This is a genomic window from Ruegeria sp. AB10 (assembly GCF_056542745.1).
In genome coordinates this window covers 101,926-123,793 of sequence record NZ_JBQGAI010000010.1, presented here as the reverse complement: position 1 = coordinate 123,793, position 21,868 = coordinate 101,926, and the positions used below count along the sequence as shown (strand labels likewise).

The 21,868-nt window shown below is 53.3% G+C and carries 15 protein-coding genes; 3 read left to right on the top strand and 12 right to left on the bottom strand.

What is annotated here, in order from left to right:
• Positions 1-437 precede the first annotated feature (437 nt).
• The 7 genes from ACR0NT_RS16670 to ACR0NT_RS16640 all read right to left on the bottom strand — a co-directional run bounded on the left by ACR0NT_RS16670 (position 438) and on the right by ACR0NT_RS16640 (position 8,156).
• On the bottom strand, positions 438-1,226 hold the full coding sequence (locus ACR0NT_RS16670) for a metallophosphoesterase (protein ID WP_170674726.1): 789 nt from the start codon (positions 1,224-1,226) through the stop codon (positions 438-440).
• Positions 1,223-3,070 carry a TniQ family protein gene (locus ACR0NT_RS16665; RefSeq protein ID WP_480443398.1) on the bottom strand — a complete coding sequence of 616 codons (1,848 nt, stop codon included), beginning with the start codon at positions 3,068-3,070 and terminating at the stop codon, positions 1,223-1,225. The genes ACR0NT_RS16670 and ACR0NT_RS16665 overlap by 4 nt, the downstream gene beginning before the upstream one ends.
• Positions 3,067-4,068, bottom strand: a complete 1,002-nt coding sequence (locus ACR0NT_RS16660; RefSeq protein WP_170674722.1) for a TniB family NTP-binding protein — start codon at positions 4,066-4,068, stop codon at positions 3,067-3,069. Before ACR0NT_RS16660 ends, ACR0NT_RS16665 begins: the two co-directional genes overlap by 4 nt.
• Positions 4,065-6,206 carry a Mu transposase C-terminal domain-containing protein gene (locus tag ACR0NT_RS16655; RefSeq protein ID WP_170674720.1) on the bottom strand — a complete coding sequence of 714 codons (2,142 nt, stop codon included), beginning with the start codon at positions 6,204-6,206 and terminating at the stop codon, positions 4,065-4,067. The genes ACR0NT_RS16660 and ACR0NT_RS16655 overlap by 4 nt, the downstream gene beginning before the upstream one ends.
• Positions 6,203-6,976: a hypothetical protein gene (locus ACR0NT_RS16650; RefSeq protein WP_170674718.1), complete on the bottom strand. Its 774-nt coding sequence runs from the start codon at positions 6,974-6,976 to the stop codon at positions 6,203-6,205. The genes ACR0NT_RS16655 and ACR0NT_RS16650 overlap by 4 nt, the downstream gene beginning before the upstream one ends.
• 180 nt (positions 6,977-7,156) lie before the next feature.
• On the bottom strand, positions 7,157-7,390 hold the full coding sequence (locus tag ACR0NT_RS16645; RefSeq protein ID WP_170674715.1) for a helix-turn-helix domain-containing protein: 234 nt from the start codon (positions 7,388-7,390) through the stop codon (positions 7,157-7,159).
• Between the two features lie 220 nt (positions 7,391-7,610).
• Positions 7,611-8,156 carry an RNA 2'-phosphotransferase gene (locus ACR0NT_RS16640; RefSeq protein ID WP_170674713.1) on the bottom strand — a complete coding sequence of 182 codons (546 nt, stop codon included), beginning with the start codon at positions 8,154-8,156 and terminating at the stop codon, positions 7,611-7,613.
• Between the two features lie 391 nt (positions 8,157-8,547).
• On the opposite strand from ACR0NT_RS16640, the gene ACR0NT_RS16635 reads away from it, so the two are divergent.
• Complete coding sequence (locus ACR0NT_RS16635; protein ID WP_170674711.1) at positions 8,548-9,036, top strand: hypothetical protein; 489 nt, start codon at positions 8,548-8,550, stop codon at positions 9,034-9,036.
• Between the two features lie 279 nt (positions 9,037-9,315).
• On the top strand, positions 9,316-13,203 hold the full coding sequence (locus ACR0NT_RS16630) for a hypothetical protein (protein WP_170674709.1): 3,888 nt from the start codon (positions 9,316-9,318) through the stop codon (positions 13,201-13,203).
• A 38-nt stretch (positions 13,204-13,241) separates the two neighbouring features.
• Here the strand turns inward: ACR0NT_RS16630 and ACR0NT_RS16625 are convergent, their stop codons facing one another.
• The 3 genes from ACR0NT_RS16625 to ACR0NT_RS16615 form a co-directional block, all read right to left on the bottom strand.
• Positions 13,242-14,429: a hypothetical protein gene (locus ACR0NT_RS16625; protein WP_170674707.1), complete on the bottom strand. Its 1,188-nt coding sequence runs from the start codon at positions 14,427-14,429 to the stop codon at positions 13,242-13,244.
• Between the two features lie 156 nt (positions 14,430-14,585).
• Positions 14,586-16,922, bottom strand: coding sequence for an SEC-C metal-binding domain-containing protein (locus tag ACR0NT_RS16620; RefSeq protein ID WP_170674705.1), 2,337 nt, complete (start codon positions 16,920-16,922; stop codon positions 14,586-14,588).
• Between the two features lie 344 nt (positions 16,923-17,266).
• The gene (locus tag ACR0NT_RS16615; RefSeq protein WP_170674703.1) at positions 17,267-19,549 is read right to left on the bottom strand and encodes an adenosylcobalamin-dependent ribonucleoside-diphosphate reductase; all 2,283 of its coding nucleotides are present in this window, start codon (positions 19,547-19,549) and stop codon (positions 17,267-17,269) included.
• Positions 19,550-19,663: 114 nt separating this feature from the next.
• Between ACR0NT_RS16615 and ACR0NT_RS16610 the strand changes: the two genes are divergently transcribed.
• On the top strand, positions 19,664-20,095 hold the full coding sequence (locus ACR0NT_RS16610) for a DUF1489 family protein (protein ID WP_170674701.1): 432 nt from the start codon (positions 19,664-19,666) through the stop codon (positions 20,093-20,095).
• Here ACR0NT_RS16610 and hisG read toward each other — a convergent pair.
• Together hisG and ACR0NT_RS16600 are read right to left on the bottom strand one after the other, a co-directional pair.
• A complete protein-coding gene (gene hisG / locus ACR0NT_RS16605) occupies positions 20,092-20,781 on the bottom strand; it encodes an ATP phosphoribosyltransferase (RefSeq protein ID WP_170674699.1) in 690 nt (229 codons plus the stop codon). The two genes, ACR0NT_RS16610 and hisG, sit on opposite strands and share 4 nt — an antisense overlap.
• Positions 20,778-21,866, bottom strand: coding sequence for an ATP phosphoribosyltransferase regulatory subunit (locus ACR0NT_RS16600; protein WP_170440685.1), 1,089 nt, complete (start codon positions 21,864-21,866; stop codon positions 20,778-20,780). Before ACR0NT_RS16600 ends, hisG begins: the two co-directional genes overlap by 4 nt.
• Positions 21,867-21,868 lie beyond the last annotated feature (2 nt).

Genomic DNA, 21,868 nt, shown 5'->3' with positions numbered 1-21,868 from the left:
ATCATCTCAATTTAGTCCTGACCCGTGGTTACATCGCGAAACTGATGCGCAGCGAGCAGATCACACGCTACCTTTCGCTGCACCATGACGCATTCTTACCCGCATTTGAAAATATCACCGAGAACGACGCCTTCACTTCATGATCTCTCGCGGTTGATTGAAACGGTTATTGGGGACCCGGACCCATCAAGCGCGGGGACCGCAGGAGACGCCGCACTGTGGGGCGGATCAAGTGCGGTGATGGGGATGGCGGCGGACCCGTCGGGGCCCATCAAGCCGGGCCATATGCCCGGCCATTCTGCTCCAATCCGTCTGAGCGCGCTCTTCATATTGGGAGTACGCGCAGACAACCTCTGGCAGAAACAATTTCTCGTAACAAAATGCGAACGTCGCTGAACGGGTGTTATGTAAACCGCCTTCAGGTTGAGTTCAGCCGTTCAGATTTCAAAAATCAGATCTCTGATCCGCGCTGCAGGGTCCACAATTTCGTCGGGATATCCGAGGGACACATTGATCAGCTGCGTATCGCCAACACTTGAATTTCTAACCCCGTGACAATGGCCGAAGAACCAGCGTTCAGGTCGATGCTTCAGAATAAGCTCACTCAGATCGCTGGCATATGCAGCAGCGATGTTGCCGTCCTGGTTCTCAAGCACGGAAGGATGAGGGGCGTGATGGGTTGCCACGAAGGTTTGTCCGTCAAAATCCTCGCCGAGAGCGCCGCTCAGCCAATCGAGTTGATTGCGATGGGCTAAGACAAGGTCGGACGGCCTCAGCTTTCGATATCCCTTGGAAGCAACGCGAATGTGCCTAAAGTCATTCATTCGTGCGGAGGCGTGACTTTCGTTGATGGTTCTACCTGCTCCCAACTCAAAGTCGGTCCAAAGTGTCGCACAAAGAACACGTGTATCGCCAAACACAAGCTGCTTCTTTTGCACATACCCGACCCCAAATGCGGAGGCGATTTGTTCCAGACGGTCCTCGCCATCGAGGCGAAAATCATAGAAGTCGTGGTTGCCTGGGAAAATCGAAACTCTTTCAAGCGGCAGCAGCTTCGACAATCTCTCAAACGCGTACTTCCACCGCACCTTTGGCTTGTTGGTAAGATCGCCCGCGATCAGAAGGTGGTCGAGCCCGCCAATTTGATCCTCGATGCCTTCAAAAGGATCGCGGTCGGCATCCACCCAGAAGTCATCGTGCAGGTCTGAAAGGAAAAGCAGTTTCAAAGGCTGCCTCCTGTATTATTATTTGAGCCATCCAAGCCCATTAACTTGTTTCTAGGTAGCACGTCTTCACGCCGAAAAAATCTCCCTCGGCACTTTTCCGGCACTGGCAATTCATACAAGCCAGCCCCTTTGATCAGATAGCTGAGATTGCGTGCTGAAATTTGCATTTCCTGGGCCAGGTTTCTGAGGCTGACGTAGGTTTCAGAAAACCGTTCAACGCTGGAAATAGTTATATATGAGCGCACCTTTCGAGACTGCCTGCATCGGGTTCGGAACTCATCAAAGTGACCTTCACGCAGCAGGAAGGCCAGTGTTTTCCCACAGACACCGAAATGCTTCAGAAGCTCTTCCCGTGTCATTGCATCGGTAACTTCCCGGTAAGCTGGCAGTGCCTCAAAAACCTCGGCGGGATCGACACGTATAGCATCAAAACCTCGCACGCCTCCAACAAGACCGACGTCCTGAAGTTTCCCGGAAGTCAGTAGTGTTACGACTTCACTGATACTGCAAACAGATTGATTTGCAGCTTTATAGACCGGCACAAGATCCGCGCTTTCTCCCGATAATACGCGAGCGTTTTTAAACATCGCGTCCCGCAGGTGTTTCAGTTCATGAAGGCAATACATGTATTGCCCTCTACAGGCTGGGTTAACTGGCGCAATCAATCCGGAATCCTGAAGGCTCATCAAGTGCCGCCAGGGCAGCCCGAGGAAACTCAACGCATCCTTTGTGAGTACCGAGGATGACAGCTTTCGAAGCATCTCTTCCGCTGGTTCTGCTTCGATCATAATGGGATCTGACGCAGATATCTCAGCCATAAGACCTGCCGACCTCAGCACATTTGCAAGCTTCACAGGATGTACACCGGTCAGATCGGAGGCGGACGTAATGGTGTGAAACCTTCGTGTCGTACACACCTCGCCAAGTAGTTTGTCACCCGGGTGTATTACGAAATTCTCAAGAATCACGTCTCTGAGAACAGCCCGGACCATTGGGATTGCGTCACCCATTTTCCCATCCATAAGATGAAAGAACACGCCGAAAGTTTTGCGCAGGCTGGATCGGCCGCGTTGCTCTATGAGTTCTTCCAACACGCGTCGCAGAGATTCCGGCCCATTTGAAATCACTGCAAAGCCAACATCTGCCAGCCGGGCTAGTTCTTGACGACTTAACTGCCTGGCAGATCTGAATCCCTCAATTATGCAACCCAGTCTTTCGCTCGCACGGGACAATGCATAGGCACTGCTGCCCGCCAGCCAGGTACTGTCAGTGTTCCCGGAGAATGAAGCGATAGAGAATTCATCCACTCTGGTTGGAGCATGTGTCATCAGACCAATCAGCGTCTCTCTCCCAATCTGAGCCTGCGACAAACGAGCCGTAAAATCATATGGAAACCAGCCGACCTGCTGCTCTGGCATTGGGATCAGCAACAATCCGTGTTTCGGGCAGGTTCGCACAAAATCAAGATACCAAAACACATCGGGGGGAACATGATACCATTCGCGATCATCGGCGGCTTCCAGAACGCATTTTGGGCAGATGTATTGGGTTTGAATCTTGATATCTTTGTTCGGAAATATTTGACCTCCAAGAGTACGTGTGGCGCGTGTATTCGTCCGAATAGAGAACCGCGCCAAATCCGCGACGACTGTACCCGAAAGATCTGCAAGGCGGTTCAGTTCCTCTGGGTCAGCGCGTGAGAGCTTCAAAGCGGAAAGACCCACCAGACTGCAGAACGCCCAGAGACTGGAGCAGCCATTTAAGGCAGCCAACCGAGAGGCGTAAGCCACTGCTGGTTCATTTCGCCCGATTGGAAGAGTTAACCCTAGTCTTGCTCGCCTCATGACAATGCCCAAGGCTTATTGTGCCCCCCTTTCCTGACCAGCTTCCCTTCCAGAACGACTCGCGTATTGATGCTTTTGAAATCGTCCGCAACAAACGGGTTAGCACCATCCACGGCTCCGGTACGATGTCGATAGACCTCTTTGAAATCACCTGTCTCCAGGGTTGTTCTACCGGCGTCGAAGACAAGCTGTATTGCCTCCAGAATAAACTCGAAAACCAGACCAAGCTGCCCCGAGGCAGAGACTATCAGCCTTGCCAAGAAGTCGCTCATCTCCGTAGGTGGCTTAAACTCCAGCTTCGCAGCACTCAGATATTGTGACAGGATGTGTTCAACATCATCCAGGTCGGCTTCTGGTACCAGATTTTCAAAATGGACGGGTGGAAGCCGCCGTCCAAGCTGAAAGTCACTGTCCAGAATATCGGCCAGAACGGTATTACCTGACAATATAACCGAAACCGGCCAGGTCTCAGATTGGGTCAGGCTCTTGATCGTGTTGATCACGCTGCTCGCTTCACGGCCAGACTGGTTTAGAATGAAGTCCTGAGCCTCGTCAAAATGCAAAAAGAACACCTTGTGCTCGGCGAGATGATGGCGCACCAACTTCCAAAGTTCAGGCGCACTTAGTTTTCCCACAATATCAAACTGCAGGGCTTCCAGTGTTGCGATGCCGGTTGACTTCAGTGTTGCCGGTGAAGGTGTTTCGACCGTTACAAACTCACCGACACGTTCATCGGGCGCGTTTTTGCGCGGCACACAGTAGTTTTGACGAATTTTCTTAAGTGCTTCTGATTTACCCGCACCAGACTCGCCGATCACTGAAAGACCCTTCTGCCTCCTGATCTCCCCAAATTTGAGTTCAGCACGCCGCTGCCTGGCCAAGGCAGCAATCCGCTGTTCAAGATCAACAAACCGATCATGGCGCACAAACAATTTGCCGAGCTGAACCATGCGATCAGCGCTGTTTGCCAGAGTTTCCTCTCTGCTCAAATCGCTCATTCTCCGCCCTCCAGAGTCCATTTGGGCTTCAAGCCTGACGGCTTTGGAGCTTCGACGATCGGAGACTCTAGATCATTCTCACCCTGTTTGGGTTGACCGGTTGGGATACCGCCAGTGAAAACCTGACCAACATCAGGAACTGGCTCCGGATCGCGCCATGGGATGACTTCTTCACCATTGAAGAGATCCTCTTCCAACTGGTTTATGTAATCCGCAGTCAACCTCTTGGGAGTTAGACCCACCAGAGCTGCAGCATCCCCGTTGATCTTTCTGATGGCTGCAATTGCTTTTCGAATGGCTGGCAGGTCGCGTTCAAACTGCGCCTGCCCCTTTCGTTTTTTCGCGAGATTGGCCTCAGCCCATTCCTCGGATGTCACCCCTTCAAGATCAGGAATGGTAGAATATGCCGCAATCCAGTTGTCATCGACGCGCACAACAACCCAACTAATGTCGTAAGGATCAACACGAATATCGACGTCACACATATAGTTGTCGATGAAGAATTTTCTAAGCTTCGGACTTGTATACCGAATCCCATTCACAAGGACACCGGTACCGTCAACCTTACGGGTGATCATCTCTCCAAATGCCGCACGCATCCGGTAGCCGTCCGGCGGCGCAGATGCCCCTACCTCCTTGGTAAGCTCGGCCCATTTGACTGAGGGAGCTACGTACCCGATACCTGCGTGAGGGGTCCGGTGATAGATATCGACAACATACCAAATCAGAATCCGCAGAAGTTGTTCCGGCGTTAAGGCGGCGGTCGAAGCCGGATCAATATCGCCCCGTTCAAAGATATTTCCAAAGGTGCGGCCACTCATCATCGGGGTGATCTTGGTTGAAAAAATCCCAAAGAGCCTTTCATTGACACCCCTAAGAGATGGGGCGGCAGCAGGGTTTCTTTCGTACGCACCGAGCGCTGCAATTGCTGCCGTCTCGAATTGCTCATTTGCAAATTCGCTGCGCTGATCGGAAACGACCATTGAGAATCCGCCTCCTTCAACCCAATTAAAAGTCGTGCCGACAGCATCAGATATCGTCGTCTTGTCGCGGGTTGCCATCTCGAGGGCACGGACTGTTTCATCTGCACTGCCATTCAGCACAACACGAAGCCCGACAACACAGCGTGTGGCATGATCAATAACGACATAAACCCAGACACGGCTTCTGGGAATTCTCTGTAAAACTTCGGGCGGCAGTTTACTTGATATTCCTGCATCATGAAGCAGAAGCATTACGTCGCCTTTCCAACCGTCCATCTCGAAACGCTCACATGGCAAGAGTGTTTCAAGGCCAGTCGACGAGCAGTTGAAAATGCCTCGTGCGCGATCTATGCCTTCGCGTTCGCATTTTACAAGGAAGGGTGGAAGCTCTGATATATACCGCTCGATCTGCCTGGCGCAGGGCCGACCTAGTTGGTTTTGACCCGCCTCAAGACGCGCTTCGTTCATGTCATCGATTGCAAGCTGCGTCTCAAAGGCAACTTCATTTGCATAACGCCTTTCCGGAGACGCATATGCCAGAATTTGAGTGTCTATGAACGCATATGTTTCATCACAGAACTTTCGATTGTGATTGCCTGAATTGCATCTGCCATCCTTGAGACTGAGAGGGTTGTAGCCCGACTTCTCATACTTCCTGACCCACCTCATCAGGGTATCAAAGGACGGGCCAAAGGTTACCTCTACAATTTGTCCGGTTTGCCGCTTCTTTTGCTGAAGCGTCCTTCCAATACATCTTTTCATCATTTCGATATCTAATGCAGTGATGAATGGTTTAGCGTTGAGCGGAGTGCGCTTCACTCTCCCCGCATCTTCTTCGGTGAACCATCTTTGAATACAAAACAGCCGGTCCCGGATTTTTTGCTGCTGCCAGAGAGGCTGATCAGCGATCAACTCCTCTGTTCTCAGTGCCCGAAGACGGGCCGAACTCTGGGAATAGTGCCCCGGCCAAATCTTAAAATGCGGAGCCTTTAACAGGCGCCGCAACTTTTCGTGGGATATGGTGTCAAACACCTCGGGATTGTCACTGCAGCGAAGTGTGACGCCGTTAGGACCGTGCGCGAACGCTCGCCACGTTGCTCCGTTGTAGTCCACCTTGTCATGCGGATAGATGCGGAAAATGGGTGCAACTTTCATGCTGCTTCCTCCGCTTTGAAAACAGAGCTGCTAGCGGTTAGCGATCCCGCATTTGCCCGTTGGATTTCACCCCGAAAAACGGCACGAAATGCTGCCCTGAAGCCTCGGCCAGCCAGGTCAGTCTTCCCCGCCAGTGCTCCCAAAGTGGTTGTACCACTCAGGCGATCGATTACTTCGCGGATCGCGTCATCCGCTTCAGGGTCAGGATGCTTTTGAAACTCATGCAGGCGGCGCGCATCGGCGACGAGCCACTTCGGGCAGCTCTTTTCCGTGAACAACGTAACCTGATTGGCAAAGTCAGCCGGCACAAATTCCGCAACCCGCGTTAGCTTGAGTTCCGTTTGGTGTTTAATCGCGATCGCAGAGGGCTTTGTTTCAACCAGTACTTTGAGGCCGGATCGGTATTCGATCAGTGCATCGGCTGTGTATTCTGCTTTGCGACCATCCCATTCATAGTATTTCACCGGTTTGGGCTGATCCCAGATGTGCACAACATTCGGATCCGCCATTGCGACATAGTGACAAGCCCCCTCCAAGTGGCTTTCAGTTTTGAGAGTCACATATTTTTGCAACTTTGGGCTAAAGTATGGGATACCTCCCCGGCTACTTTGACGCGATCTCTTGCTTAGCTTTCTGGTTCCGGCACTGCCCATTGGGGCCCTCACGATTCCCTGGGAGCAATCGACATAGGATTGCCGTGCATCAAGTTCCGATTTCGGGCTAATATGTTGTTGATCGTCGGCCATAGAGCCAGATTCTGGTGACGACATCACGCGCCTCCTTCATTTTACGTAAAAACAATAGCCAGCGCCGCCGCAGAGCGGCGTCGCAGCTTGACTTTTGGCGTATGAGAAGGGAAGTTCGTCAGAGGTGGCCTAGAAATCTACCTACTGAGAGCCCTCGATCGTCATTGACGAAAGAGGGTTTTCGTCTTCCCGGGGGTTGCTTATTTATTCATCCGGGTTCTCCTTTTTTGGTTTATCCGTGCCAAACAGTTCTTCGACTGACGTCCCGAGCTGTTTCGCAATGAATTCTTGAACCGGTTCTGAACTCCGGCTGCGATGGATCACTTTGCTTACGAGGCTACGTGAGACACCGACGCTCTCGGCCACATCAGCCAGCGCAAGTCCAGCCATCTTGAGCTGGTACTTCAGAGTTTCTGCATCCGTGCGCTGTTCATCCATTGAATTGTTTGCCTCAGAAATCAGCCGTCTTCTCGGTGCACCAGATCTGGTGTCACCTCGTGTACACAATACAAACCCAGGTGAGGCGCACAAGATAAATCAGGTGCAAAATTCCCAATTAATATATTTATTTCAAATGGTTAGTTAATAATCAAAACGATTATTAACTTATTGCATTTGCGCATGCGGCTTCTGCGACCTCTCGTAAATCCGCTTGGTTCTACTGTTCTGAAATCTGACCAAAGCCCAAATAGCGTGCAGGCACCGCATCGGTAAGCCAAACACCGTTGTCGGCGCGGAAAAACTCAAACCCGTCGTCAAACATCCGCTGAGCTTCAACGCGCAACACAAGTGGCCGACCATGGCGCTGCCCGACACGTTCAGCGGTATCCGGATCAAGAGACAGATGAACCTGCTGACGCTTCCCCGGCACCAGACCATTTGAAAAGATCGCATCCAAGTTCGCGCTGGCCGTTCCATGATACAACTCGCATGGAGGCTGTTGCGGCTTCAAGCCAAGATCGACTTCAATCGAATGGCCTTGTGCCGCTCTGATACGCCTTCCGTCCTCAGACAGTGTAAAGCGTTTCTTGTCGCTCGTTTCAACAATCTCAATGAGCTCGTCGTGACTGAGTTTCCGACCGGATTTCTTAAGCTTTCGCAGCAACTCGTCAACGCGAGCCCATCCATGCGTATCGAGCTGAAGATCAATTTCTTCAGGTTTGTGCCGAAGCACCAGACTTAGAAATTTGCTCTCTCTACTCATGTTAAGCACTAAAAAACTTTGTTTGTTGCCCTATATTAACGACTCAACCTCTTAGGAAATACGCTGGCCAGTGATCAAGCTATATCTTCTCAAGAATTCAGTTCACTGAGTTACAACGTAAGGAATGTCCAAACTCCCAAAGCGCATAATGTTTGGATTCAGTGCGGTCATCAGAGCCAATGTGGAATCTAGTCTGTGGAAGAAGGAAGCCGCTTTGTGAACGGCCCATACCTGACATCCAACATAATTCCTCTATGCTGCGGTCGCAGCCCGCATTGCGGACATTCATTGGACCCAAACACTTACTTCGTTTAGTCGATCCAAACGGTTGAACGGAAGTGGAGCAATGCCCACCTGTAGTGGTGAACCGTAGCAATTTAAGGGGCATTTAGTGATTGAGGCTGCGCAAAATCTATTTTTAGTAAACCCTTTGGAGTTCTACACAGCTGTGGTTGCGACTTTAGGAGTCGCCTTCTGGTTTCTAGACCGACAATCTATGAAGGCTGCGCTAGAAGCGGCCCGGCACACCGAAATCAACTCTTTACGTATAGAACGTCAAAAAACTGAAATAAATGTGGAGAAGAGTTTCGCTGAGTTACAAATGAAGTGCCAGTCTGCTCGGGATTCATGGCGGGACCACGAATGGCGAAATGGGCCACAACTTCGCGATCCACGGCACATTCCTGAAGAGCAAAGGGAGATACAGAGGATTGAACTCGCGGCAAGATCACAATTAGACCACCTAAAAGCATCGGCACCACCACCCGAAAGCTTTGAAATCGATGAGCTGGAAGCATACTTCTCGGCTGCCAACCGTGCGTCGCTACAATTTGCAAGACTGGCTTCGCAACTACCTGTACCCAAGCGCCTTTTTCAATGAGCGGCCCATTCCAGACTTTGAGCGCGTTTGCCAATGCCGCAGTGCAGCTTTGCCAATGCGGACGTTAGTCTGAGTTGCAGTCATAGGTAAACTTCGGACTGAACACTGGTCTCTCAACGTCCCCTCAATCGCAGTGGTAAGAGCAAACGAAAGATATTAGTGTTTCCTTCCCGCAGTCCTGCGCACACCAAATTGATATGCTATCGCAAAAAGAATTCGGCTTGGCGCAGTTCTTGCAACTGAAGTGGGACACAACGAGCAGCAAGTGATTTCGCGAAAATGAACGAAGAAGATGATGTATTTAAGCTGATCTCAGACTTCATCAAAGGCAAGTCTGGTCCACCGGACATGAATGCTGCGCAGCTATCGGTAACGGGTCAACCGAACATCGATGAATTCATAATGCCACAGCTGAGCAGGTACTACGGAGATTTCGCAGCCGAGTATCCCGTGGTCATTCGAGCTATGAAGAACTGTTCACTTAGTTCTTGCCTGTCATGTTTTGGCGCGATGCTGACCTTGCCTGAGTTCCAGTCGAACAATCGACGGCTTGAAGTCCTTATCCACCTTGCGCTTATGTTCGCGCGGGGCCGGACCTCAATCACTCCGGGAAAGGCCTCCGCTTGGTTTAACCAACTTGACGACGGCACATGTGGCCGCTTGGAAGATCCTGCGGAGGATGTTTTCGTCGCTCCGGTCGCGCTCTCATCAGAGTCATTTCTGGTATTCGAAGGCACCGCGGAAGGAAACGCATTTCAAACACAGATTTTCCTGAATGCTTTAGATGATATGCCCGATCGCGGAGCCTATCTCGCTCTGAAAAACTCGGTGCGAGCGCTCTTGAGAGTATCTCAGACGATAGCTGAGCGAGTTGGAGTTGACGAGTTCCTCATTGGAAACACAGTACCAGCTTCAAAAATTAGAAAGCCGGGCGCTGAAGTCTGGTCACAGCTGATGAAGAACGTCACCTTTTCTTTCGATGAGTTGGATGAAATTGGTGTTACCAGGCAAGAGCTAGATCCCTTCATCATTCATGAAGATACCTTTGAGCTACTAGACAAGCTCCAACCTGGTCACACCCCCGTCGAAGCGCATCCGGTTTACGAGACAAAGAAAGGTCTGATATTTTTTGCGCCAAGCGTCATAGGCTTGGCAATCCGCCATTTCATCATCGAGCAATGTATCGAAGCAGACATGCAAGAGGTTTTGCACGCCTCGATTACAAATGCATATACTCGTCTTTTCTCATCAGAGCCATTTTTGGGGGATACTCGCCTTACGCCCCAACTTGCAAAATATGCCGGTCTTTATGTGTCCCATGCCACGAAAGAAATCGACCCTGGCAGATATCTTCACGTTGTCTTCGTGGTCGATAGCTTCGACGGCTATGAGGATGGTACTTTTGCAGGACACAACGACTTCGACAAGACGGCCGGCTTTGTAAGGCGCGCAATAGAAGAAGCACACAGCGAGGTTGCGGAACGAGCGGGATATCGGGAGGCCGTCACCCTTGTCATCGGCTGCGGTTGGGGGCGCGGATTTGGGTTTGGGCTGCATGAACTACCACCAAACTGGCGCATTGAAATGATGCCTGCGTTTGACGCCTTCACTTTGTCGCGTCTCCCTTCGTTTTCATCCTTGGAGATATTCCGTGTTTTGGATGCAAAGCGCAGCGCCGAGGCGATGGGGATTGAAATCCTAAATGCTAACGGATTACTGAACTTGTACGCGTGGATGAAGGAGAACCACGGGCATATTGTTCCGCACGAAAAGCTTCAGGACGATTTTCTGGATGCTCCCGGAGCAAGCGTTCTTCACCTACCGATTAACTCAAATCTGAACCTACGTCAGAGAGCAAATCTTGGCGCGCATATTAAAACGCTGAGACGCCCCGATGGAACGCTGTCGCGATTTAGGCGGAACAGTGGGACACCGAGATACGGCACCGATGAGCTATCTCCCTTTTACGTTGACCTTAAAGGTATCGGCGGAGACTTGTGGAGATCTGTCTATCTGGGAAAAAAGGGAACCTATTGGATAGAGGGTCGTGTCCCGCAAGGCACAGACGCTTCACTAAGCTACCACATGCTTGCGATGGTGATGCACTGGAGTGAGCAGGTTTTCCGACACTTGGATGAAACTGTGACCACGGAAAACCTCAATGTCTGCCTTAAGGCATTTTTTGACGACCATGAAATGCCCGTGGAGGCTACAACCATCCCCGATGAGAAGGAGATATCTAGCCAAGTAAGTACGCGACCGATCGAAATTGCGGGATATATTGCCGCCAGAATTCAATTGCATGAGGGATATCTCCTCTCGTCGCAACGTCATGATAATCTCGGAGAGCGGATTGTCGTCCGCGCAATGGTTTCCAGTATTATTGGTCAGTTACAAGATGCCGTTGAAGACGAGCAAATCGAAGCCGTTGTAAGCGCCGTGATGCCCTCTGAACATGCGAGGCATTTTCACGGCTTTACCGTGCCAAACATCCGCGATTTCATCAGGGATGATCTACCAAGATCAGTCATCAAGATCACATCTCTGGATGATGCACAGTCGCGCCTTGGTCTAGGTTGGAAGTGCCGCGACCCTTCGCAAGGCCTCTACATCAACGGCCTCCAGGACTGCAAAATTTATCTTCGCCAACTGGTTGATGCAGTTGTGAACGAACTGAAGGCGAGTCTCGCCAATTTCAACCGCCTTAAGACGATCTACGCCCTGCTTCGAAATCATGAAGCTGCGATGAAGGAATTCGAAACTTGGAAGCGGACCTTCGCTTCGGTGAATGCTCTAAGTACCGTCGAGGGAGGTGCAACGGATGAGGCTTCAGAGTCGATTGCAAAATTGAATGCCGCAAGCATGGCTTCCAGGCTGGTTGTGGAAGCTGCAGTTTCAGAGTGCCCACTAGATGACGGTTTGACGCCGGGGCGGTATGATCTTGCTCAACTCATGTCGCGCGCCGCACTGCTTCATCACCTTGGAGGCTATTCGGTTGCTATGGAAGCAGGGATGATGCCAGCGGAGATCAAGATATCACCCGCAGGCGATGTGATGATGAATCACTCCTTCTCGGATGATGTCATCACACCCTTTGGACAAAGCTTTCAGTCGCAGGCACTACGCGATGCCGCTGACGCCTATGTTGAGAACTATGCCCTGCCACGGGCTTGGGAAAATGATCACCCAAAGTCGGACAAGTCAGAGTTGGATGAGAGTTTCGAACAGGCTTGGTTTGATGAGTATGGCTCCTCCATTGATGAGATAGCAGCAATTCTCGGCGGCTTCGAAACAATCGCTCATACTGATCGCAAGGCGGTGATGCCTATGCGGCTTTCCGAACTTTTAGCTCGTTTAGCAGCCGACACTGGGCTGGAAGAAGAGCGGTTAAGAACTTGCCTAGAACCTTTCCTCCTCGCGCCCAGAGCATCATGGAACGATGTACCGGAGGGTTTTGAGGAGTCGAGCTGGCACCCTTGGCGCTTCCAGCGCCAACTCTCAATAGTCTCACGACCGATCATTCAGCTCGACACGCGCCATGATCCGACCTGTCTTGTCGCCCCGGCAATGACATACTTGCACATTCTGAAATACGTCTCTGATGCGCGCCTCGGTGATTTTGACCAGAAGTTCTTTCGCGCTGGCGGAAGCATGTTCAAATGGATGGGCAAGATCAATGGTAGCGAGGGAGAAGAATTCAATGAAACAGTGGCGAAAGAACTTCGTCGATTTGGCTGGAAGGCCGGAGCAAATCTATCGGATGGGCAAATTCTCTCCCGTGCGAAAAAGCAAGGCTTTGGTGATGTCGACGTCTTGGCATGGAATCAAGACCAGAGGCGAGTGCTGATAATCGAGTGCAAAGACCTTTCATTTGCCAAAACCATGGGCGACATCGCATGGCTACTTAGCAAATACAAAGGCAAGATAAAACCAAACGGAAAACCCGACCTTCTTCGAAAGCATTTAAACCGCTGCGAAGAAATCGAAGAAAACCGACAAGCGCTTTCGACTTTTGTAGGCTTCGAAGTGAACGAAATAGAGCGGATTCTTCTCATGAGCCAAGCGACCCCCCTGCAGTTTGCAAAAGTTGGAGAAGAGAACAGCGTCGCAGTAGTAACGTTTCGGGAGATTGAACCGATTTTCGGCTGCGAACGAAGCGCTTCTTAGGCTGGGTCTGGTGGCAGAACTTGGCAACCGGTAGTGATCTAGTGCGGAACAGCTTTGTGGTCACCAGCGTTTTCCAAAATTTTGCTCATCCTGGAAAACGTACTTGAAAGGCCATCAATGAGCTTTTCATAGATATCAAAGAGCGATGCATCTGCTTCTAGGCCAAGGCGTCTTGTCACGGTTTCCAGCTGAGGCGGATTTGATCCCGGCGTCAAATGCGAGTAGGCAACGCGGAGGTCGTAGAGCACATAAAGCGGCGACATAAGAGCCGCAACCTCTTTGTTTGACGCCATTGTTTCCAATATGGTCTGCAAACGCTTCAAACTTCCGGGCCCCGGAGATTTCACGCCAAGGCTCTTTACGACTCCGTCGAGCGCAGCGTTATCCAGAGATTCCAAATAGACCTTGTTCAAAGTGTCGGCGACGTGACGTCGCTCTTTCGGCGTATCGACGACCGGTGGAGTGAAGGATAGTGCAAGATCATAAGCCTCCGCCTCGAGGTGACCAAGCGCAACACCAAACCGGGCAAGGCTCTTGCTTAGGAATTCAGATCGGAGGCGGAACAGCACTTCTTCTTTGGCGAGTTCGGTGAACACCGCTTCTATCTGACCATCATAGAATTCGCTCCCTAGCGAATGATCAGAAGGAATGTTTTCTGAGCGCAGGTAAAATTGCTCTTTCTCAGGCAGCTTGGCGATATCTCCCAGCCACATGACGACATGTCCATGACGATTGAGACCAAAGCTAATGCTGTCCTCTTGAGTGTCAATCGATCCGTAGGTAGTCGATGCGAATTTCACGCTGTATTCAGGGGAATTGTCATACTTCAATAGCACACTGCGATTGAAAAACACGGGTTGGAGGAATCCTTCATCAAAGGCACGATACAAACCAGGAATGTAAAAATAGTCGTCAGGGTCAAAGAGAAAAGGTACATTCGTGAACCCGAATTTTTCAGTATGTTTCCGCCTATTGACCCTAACCACCTTTGACGATCGCTCAAAAGCATCTTTGTGGAGATTTACTATCGCAAAACGTGAACCGTCCGGAAGCTGTTCATGTCCGCATTGAGGGCACCTCAGTACCGGTAGACCGCAGATTTTGATGGCGACACCAGAGACAGTTTCATTGAAGTCAAAAAAAGAAAGTTCAGTGTGTGCATTACAGTTGCCGCAGTAGATCTGCTGAGGAACACCGTCTTTGGGGATAATATCACTGATTTCCATAGTTCATCCGCACTAAAAAATTGACGCCGCGCCACCGAAACAACGGGTTTCTCGCAGAAAGCGATAGCATAGAATCCTGTGGGCTCTCCTTTACGGGGCCTAAAATTGCATAGAGGGCAGTAGTGAGCTTGTCTTGACCAGCCATAGACTGCACTGTTAGCGGCCGTGACATTTTTTATATTTTTTACCGCTGCCGCAGGGACAAGGTTCATTCCGGCCTGTTTTCTTGGCTTTAGCAGGCGGGGCAGTTTGTCCTGGTCGGTTGAGTGTCATCCTCCTGGCAGGTTGAGCCATTCGAGAGGCATCCTCATAGATGTGGGCATTTTCGGCTGTCCGAGATGTGGGAATTTGGACTGCAAATGATTTTGCTTGATGATAAACACCATCTGCGCTGACCTCAGCAAAGACACCAATGACGTTCTTAGCTTTGAGGGCCACTGCGACTGCGCTTGCTTTGTTGTTCACTTGTGTCCAGTCGACTTGGCGATTGTATTGCTGAAGCCAAACGAAGAGCGGGTCGCTATCTCCGCCCAGAGAAAAGTAGCGAAATGGGTGCTCGGTCAGGGTTTTCCGAAGATCAATCAGCATTTTCGCGAGATTATTTTTGCCGTCCCCCCCGAAGTCACGGATATGACTTTCCGCTGAAAGCCATCCGCTTGCTCGAGTGGCATCAAGGGCATCAAGAATCTTCGACACTTCCAACGGGATTTCCTGCATAGGAAGCGCTTTAGTTTCCCAGTCCTCTCCTTCGAAGCACTTGTCAACAATCTCACTCATTCCATCCCACAAGACCATGCTGGCTTTGCCGTCTTTGAGCTGTTCAGCCAAATCATGATCAAATCGATTTTTTGTCAGGTAAGCACCAAGATGGTCGAACTCGTCGAAGAGATGAGCTCGGCGAACCCTGGCAACGGATTGCCGAACCTCTAGGTAGTGGGCAAAAAATCCTGGCGTAGGCAAAAACCGCTTAAGTACGAATAAGTCGTCAATTGACAGAGAAATAAAGGCATGCTGCCCAAGCAACGGTTCGACTTGCGGCAGTTCCTTGCAGAATGCCGCAAGGGGCGAGAACGACTCGACGGTAAGTCCGATTGGCACCAACACGCGATAGTCGGAGCGGCGGACACGGTCGCACTCTTTGTACTTGCCATCAATACGTTGATAAAGCGGCACTTCGTCTGCAGAATTAAGGTAACGAAAGAAACGGTCGCATTGCTGATACGCCTTGAGCACCAAGTCTTGTACGGACTGAGCGTGGCGACCGAAATCCAGCTCAGGTGACGCAATGGTTGCAGCGGCTCCAGCTTTTGCTTCAACCAAAATAAGCACATCATCAATCAGGACAAGCGTGTCGTTTTCGGACCACTGCTTGGCGGTAGGATCCTTGTAGTAGACTTCCCGAAGCACTTTGGCACTGGGGAGTTGGGCAGAGAGAATATCGGCGAAGGCTGCTTCGCTCATAAATTTCTGCCGATCTTCAAAAGCTTTCTTGTAGTCAGGCTTTCGCTGAAGAAGATTGAAGAGGAGTGCACGATACCCTGCGTCACGGGCAAAACATGGGTCTACAGCGTAGTAGTCAGACCCAAGCTGGATCAACGGTTTTTTGCGTGCAGGCAGTGTCCGGTAAGGTGTACCCGCAAAGTCACCAGCAGCGAAGAATTCTGTTTCCTCCCCCCGACTGTAGGCCAAATCCGCTAGAAGCATCGGCGGGAGTTTGGTGTGACGGCTTACATTGGCAACGCCACCACGAAACATATCGTCTATTGCTCGGCTTGCGGAGCTTAGTTGTTCCGCATTTTCTGCCCCCCACGCTTCCATGATGTCTTCTACGGACTTTTCATTTGCGTCTGCAAAGGCCTGCGCCGCTTGAAACTGTTGCGTCATCTCCAAAATTGCGTTGGCTTGACCAGTACGTGTGGCGTTGGCCATCGCTTGAAAACCTTCGGCGATATCGTCCGCACCAACGCCGTACACCTCTGTCAGAACATCATCATGCGGCGCCAGAACGTAGCGATAAAACTCCCCTTCTAAGACTTGATAACGGTTGCCGCGCAGCATGACCCAAGTAGACTTCGCGCGAAACTCAATATCGGCTGTGTCAGGACCGAATACGCCGTTTTTCGTTCCCGCTGATGAGACCATTGCGAAGAGCATTGCTTGCTCCCGCAGCTTCTGGCTGAGGTGATAAAGTTCCACGCACTTAGGTTCATCGAATGTCATGTCGTCGGGAGCAGAATCAGACGCAAGCACCGCATGAACGTATTCAAGCAGAAATTGATTTTGGTTGATGAGGTCTTCTGGGTCGTCGGCTCCTGGCTGTTCCCCATCGGCAACCTGTTTATCTCCCATCCCTTTCAGCATAGGCTGAGCGTAAATATAGCCAAGTAGATCATGGGGAGGCATTGCCACTATTATTTCACGCATGCTGGCGGCGGTGGTTTGCATTTCTGTTAGAAGAGCGGCTTCCGCCTCTTTTCTTTCTTTTTCGTCCATCGAAAAGTTCACCGGCTGTATTTAAGAGGCAATTGCGGAAACGTGGCACGCGTGGATTTTGGATCTTGGCAAGATCCAGCGCCAAATGAAACGACGCAAGGGACCACTCATTCCAGTCGTGGATCTCCTTTGTACAAGAAGCCCTTACCGTCTTACAAGCAGGTCCGCTTCTCCGCAGAAACATCTGCAGTTAGCACCCGCAGCGAGCTTCCGCTGTCCGCGCCTAAATAATGGAGCACGCAAAAGTCTGCTATGAAAGTTGTAAGTTTGACGCCGAGAAATGGCATCTCGGCGTCAATAAATGTCACCTTATGTGTCGTTCCACAACAGTTTACCCCCCAGGGTCAGCCACATTTGGAGTGCCCACAACTGCGGCAGGTCATGCAGCCTTCGATCATCACCATGTCGAACTGGCCGCAGGACGGGCATGCTTTGCCGCGGGGGGCATCCATGTTGACCACCTGCGCTTGCGGGTCGGACTTCAGGCCCATGCCTTCGCCCTCGAGGAAACCGATGTTGATCAGGTGTTGCTCAATCACCCCGCCGATCGCGGCCAGGATCGAGGGGATGTACTTGCCCTTCACCCAGGCGCCGCCACGGGGATCAAACACCGCCTTCAGCTCTTCGACCACGAACGACACATCCCCGCCCCGCCGAAACACGGCCGAGATCATCCGGGTCAAGGCCAGCGTCCAGGCGTAATGTTCCATGTTCTTCGAATTGATGAACACCTCGAACGGACGCCGCCGCCCGCCGATGACGATGTCATTGATCGTCAGATAGATCGCGTGCTCGCTATCTGGCCATTTCAGCTTATAGGTCGAGCCTTCCAGCGATTGCGGCCGATCCAGCGGTTCGGACATGTAGACAACCTCGCCTCCATCGACCTCGTGCGGGGCAGCCGCGCTTTCACCCGGTGCGGTGTCGGCGCTTTCCGATACGGTCAGAACCGACCCGGTCACGTCGTTCGGACGATAGGTCGTGCAGCCTTTGCAACCCTGATCCCAGGCTTGCATGTAGACATCCTTGAAAGCGTCAAAGCTGATGTCTTCGGGGCAGTTGATCGTCTTCGAGATCGAGCTGTCGATCCATTTCTGCGCCGCCGCCTGCATCTTGACGTGATCCGACGGAGACAGCGTCTGCGCATTGACGAAATACTCCGGCAGTTCCTTGTCACCGAACTTGTCCCGCCACATCTGCACGGCGTAGTCCACAACCTCTTCCTCGGTGCGCGAGCCATCCTTCTGCAACACTTTACGCGTATAGGCATAGGCAAAGACCGGCTCGATCCCCGAGGACACGTTGCCCGCATACAGGGAAATCGTGCCGGTCGGCGCGATCGAGGTCAGCAGAGCGTTGCGGATACCATGCTCGCGGATTGCATCACGCACGTCCTCGTCCATCTGCTGCATGGTGCCGCTGGCCAGATATTTCTCGGCGTCGAACAGCGGGAACACCCCTTTTTCCTTGGCCAAATCCACCGACGCCAGATACGCGGCGCGGGCGATCGCCTGCAACCAGCACTCGGTCTGACGCGCCGCCTCGTCGGACCCATAGCGCAGGCCAAGCATCAGCAACGCATCCCCCAGACCGGTCACCCCCAGCCCGATGCGGCGCTTGGCCTGTGCCTCGGCGGCCTGTTCGGGTAGCGGGAATTTCGACGCGTCGACCACATTGTCCATCATCCGCACGGACGTCGCCACCAACTCCTGCAGCGCGGCTTCATCCAGATGCGCGGCGTCCTCGAAAGGCTCGGCTACCAGGCGCGCCAGGTTGATCGACCCCAGCAGGCAGGCGCCATAAGGTGGCAGGGGTTGTTCGCCACACGGATTGGTCGCCGCGATTGTTTCCACATAGCTCAGGTTGTTGGCCTGATTAATCCGGTCGATGAAGATCACGCCGGGTTCGGCATAATCGTAGGTGGCCTGCATGATCTTGTTCCACAAGTCACGGGCTTGAACGGTGTGATAGACCTTGTCGCCGAACACCAGTTCCCACGGGCCATCGGCCTTGACCGCCTCCATGAACGGGTCGGTCACCAGCACCGACATGTTGAACATACGCAGACGCGCCGGGTCGGATTTGGCGGTGATGAACTGTTCGATATCCGGATGGTCGCAACGCATGGTCGCCATCATCGCCCCACGGCGCGAGCCTGCGGACATGATCGTCCGGCACATGGCATCCCACACGTCCATGAAGCTCAACGGGCCCGAGGCATCCGCAGCCACCCCGTGCACATCGGCCCCACGCGGACGGATGGTCGAGAAATCATAACCGATCCCCCCGCCCTGCTGCATGGTCAGCGCGGCCTCTTTCAGCATGTCGAAGATGCCGCCCATGCTGTCGGGCACGGTGCCCATGACAAAGCAGTTGAACAGCGTCACCTGCCGCGCAGTGCCTGCGCCGGCGGTGATGCGGCCGGCGGGCAGGTATTTGAAATCCTCCAACGCCTCAAAAAACTTCTCTTCCCAGTGCGCGGGGTCTTTTTCCACCCGTGCCAGATCGCGGGCGATGCGTCGCCAGCTGTCCTCGACCGTCTGGTCGATGGGCGTGCCATCCGCCTGTTTGAAACGGTATTTCATGTCCCAGATCTGCTCGGCGATGGGGGCGGCAAAGCGGCTCATTGGCGATTCCCTGTATTAGAAGAGGGATACAGACTATCATCTACTAAACCTTGATGACAATCGCGCATGAGCTACAATGGATAGATAGTCGATGGACGACTCTGTGGGAAAGCTGTGGATAAGTACGTAAACCTCATAAAACTCTCGGTTGGCTCGGAAAGCGTCGACACGCTGATGGCGTGGCAGGACAGCCGCAAACCGCTGTATGAGGACGGCTGCCCGCGCCACGTCACCCGCATGTGGCCCAAGCGCGAGGCCGAAATTCTGAACGGTGGATCAATCTATTGGGTCATCAAGGGCGTGATCCAGTGCCGCCAGCGCATCCTGCGGCTGGACGAGGTACGGGGCGAGGATGGGATCCGCCGCTGTGCCATCGTGCTGGACCCCGAGGTGCATCGCACCCAGAACGCCCTTAAACGACCGTTTCAGGGCTGGCGCTATCTGAAACCCGAGGACACGCCTGCCGACCTTCCCAAGGGGCGCGAGCAGGACGACACCCTGCCCGATGACCTGAACCGCGCGCTGGCCGATATCGGCTTGCTTTAACGCAGCCGATCCATCAGTTCGGACAGAACCGCCTTTTCCTCGGCATCGCATTTCGCCACCCGACTGCGCCACAGCGTTGCCTGCGATTGCAGGATCAGCCCGTCCGACAGGATTTTCAGATGGTTTGCCCGCAGGGTTTCCCCGGTCGAGGTGATGTCAGCAATCGCCTCGGCGGTTTCGTTCATCACCGTACCCTCGGTCGCGCCCTGGCTGTCGACCAGAGTATAATCAGCCACGCCCGCATCCGTCAGGAACTCACGCACCAGCCGATGATATTTGGTGGCAATGCGCAGCCGGTGGCCATGGGTCTTGCGAAACGCCGCAGCAGCCGCGTCCAGATCGTCCAGCGTGTCCACATCCACCCAGCAGGCGGGCGTGGCGATGATCAGATCAGCCTTGCCGAACCCAAGCTGCGAAATCTCTTCGACCTGCTGTTCCCAGCGCGGCAGTTTCTCGTGCACCAGATCGATCCCGGTGACGCCCAGGTGAATGCGCCCCGCGGCCAGTTCGCGCGGGATTTCCCCGGCAGACAACAGGACCAGCGAAACGCCATCGATCCCCTCGACCTTGCCCGCATATTCCCGATCCGACCCACTGCGCGACAGGGTGATGCCGCGCTTCTCGAACCACGAGAAGGTCTTCTCCATCAACCGGCCCTTCGAGGGTACGCCCAGTTTCAGGCTCATTGCGCGTCCTCCTCAATCTCCAGCATCAGGTCGGGGCGGATGACGCCGCCTACAGCCGGAATTTCAGCGCCGTTGCCCAGTTGCCGGGTCAGCGCATCATAGCGCCCGCCGGTTGCAATCGGGGGCAGGTCCGGGCGACCCTCGGCGTAAAAGCCAAAGACAAACCCGTCGTAATACTCCATCGATGTCCTGCCATAGGCGGCCTCGAAATCCAGCCGATCCACATCGACACCGCGCGCCTGCAGGGACGCGACCCGCGCCTCAAGCCGGTCTAGCGCCGGGGTGATCTGCGGCAGGTCCACCGCCACGTCACGCAGTTGCTCCAGCGCAAAGGGCATGGTCTCGCGTACGTTCAAAAGCGTTTCCAGACCAGCCAGTTCACTGTCTGAAATCGGCGGCGTATCGCGATCTTCGCGCAGGGCTTCGATCCGTGCCTCCACCTCGGATGCACGGCGCTTGCCGATCACGGGGATGTCGTGGTCCAACGGGTTTTCCGCATTCAAGAGAGCCTCGCGCCCTTCCGGGCCGGGTTTGCGGCCCGCGAAACGGTCCAGCAGAACCCGGAACCGGCGCGGACGCCACAGATGCCGCATCAGCGCGGCTTTGCGGCGGTCCGTCGTGCGCAAGCCCTGGACGGCTGCGGTCAGGATGCCGATATCCCCGGTCGCGGCACGCAAAGGCAGACCGCGCAGTTGCAGCGCGAACAGCGAAAACACCTCGGCATCGGCGCCCGAGGGATCGTCACGGTCGAACACCTCATAGCCGACCTGAATGTACTCGTTGGACCGATCCGGGTCGTGTTCCTGACGGCGGAAGACCTCACCGGAATAGGTGTAACGCGCGGGCTCGGCCCCCTCGCTCATGTGCATCTGCACTACGGGCAGGGTGAAATCGGGGCGCATCATCTGCTCACCGCGCAGCGCATCCGAGGTCACGTAAGCGCGCGCGCGGATATCCTCGCCATAAAGGTCCAGCAGCGTTTCAGCCGGTTGCAGCAGCGGCGGGTCCACCACCTGCGCGCCTGCGGCCTCGAACCGGACGCGCATCATCGCGGCGCGGGCCTGTATCTGGGAACGGTTGGGCATGG

Excerpts from the sequence above, each read along its gene's own strand:
- ACR0NT_RS16665 (WP_480443398.1), bottom strand. The coding sequence starts at position 3,070 with ATGAGGCGAGCAAGACTAGGGTTAACTCTTCCAATCGGGCGAAATGAA.
- ACR0NT_RS16660 (WP_170674722.1), bottom strand. The coding sequence starts at position 4,068 with ATGAGCGATTTGAGCAGAGAGGAAACTCTGGCAAACAGCGCTGATCGC.
- ACR0NT_RS16655 (WP_170674720.1), bottom strand. The coding sequence starts at position 6,206 with ATGAAAGTTGCACCCATTTTCCGCATCTATCCGCATGACAAGGTGGAC.
- ACR0NT_RS16650 (WP_170674718.1), bottom strand. The coding sequence starts at position 6,976 with ATGTCGTCACCAGAATCTGGCTCTATGGCCGACGATCAACAACATATT.
- ACR0NT_RS16645 (WP_170674715.1), bottom strand. The coding sequence starts at position 7,390 with ATGGATGAACAGCGCACGGATGCAGAAACTCTGAAGTACCAGCTCAAG.
- ACR0NT_RS16640 (WP_170674713.1), bottom strand. The coding sequence starts at position 8,156 with ATGAGTAGAGAGAGCAAATTTCTAAGTCTGGTGCTTCGGCACAAACCT.
- ACR0NT_RS16630 (WP_170674709.1), top strand. The coding sequence starts at position 9,316 with ATGAACGAAGAAGATGATGTATTTAAGCTGATCTCAGACTTCATCAAA.
- ACR0NT_RS16625 (WP_170674707.1), bottom strand. The coding sequence starts at position 14,429 with ATGGAAATCAGTGATATTATCCCCAAAGACGGTGTTCCTCAGCAGATC.
- ACR0NT_RS16620 (WP_170674705.1), bottom strand. The coding sequence starts at position 16,922 with ATGGACGAAAAAGAAAGAAAAGAGGCGGAAGCCGCTCTTCTAACAGAA.
- ACR0NT_RS16615 (WP_170674703.1), bottom strand. The coding sequence starts at position 19,549 with ATGAGCCGCTTTGCCGCCCCCATCGCCGAGCAGATCTGGGACATGAAA.
- hisG (WP_170674699.1), bottom strand. The coding sequence starts at position 20,781 with ATGAGCCTGAAACTGGGCGTACCCTCGAAGGGCCGGTTGATGGAGAAG.
- ACR0NT_RS16600 (WP_170440685.1), bottom strand. The coding sequence starts at position 21,866 with ATGCCCAACCGTTCCCAGATACAGGCCCGCGCCGCGATGATGCGCGTC.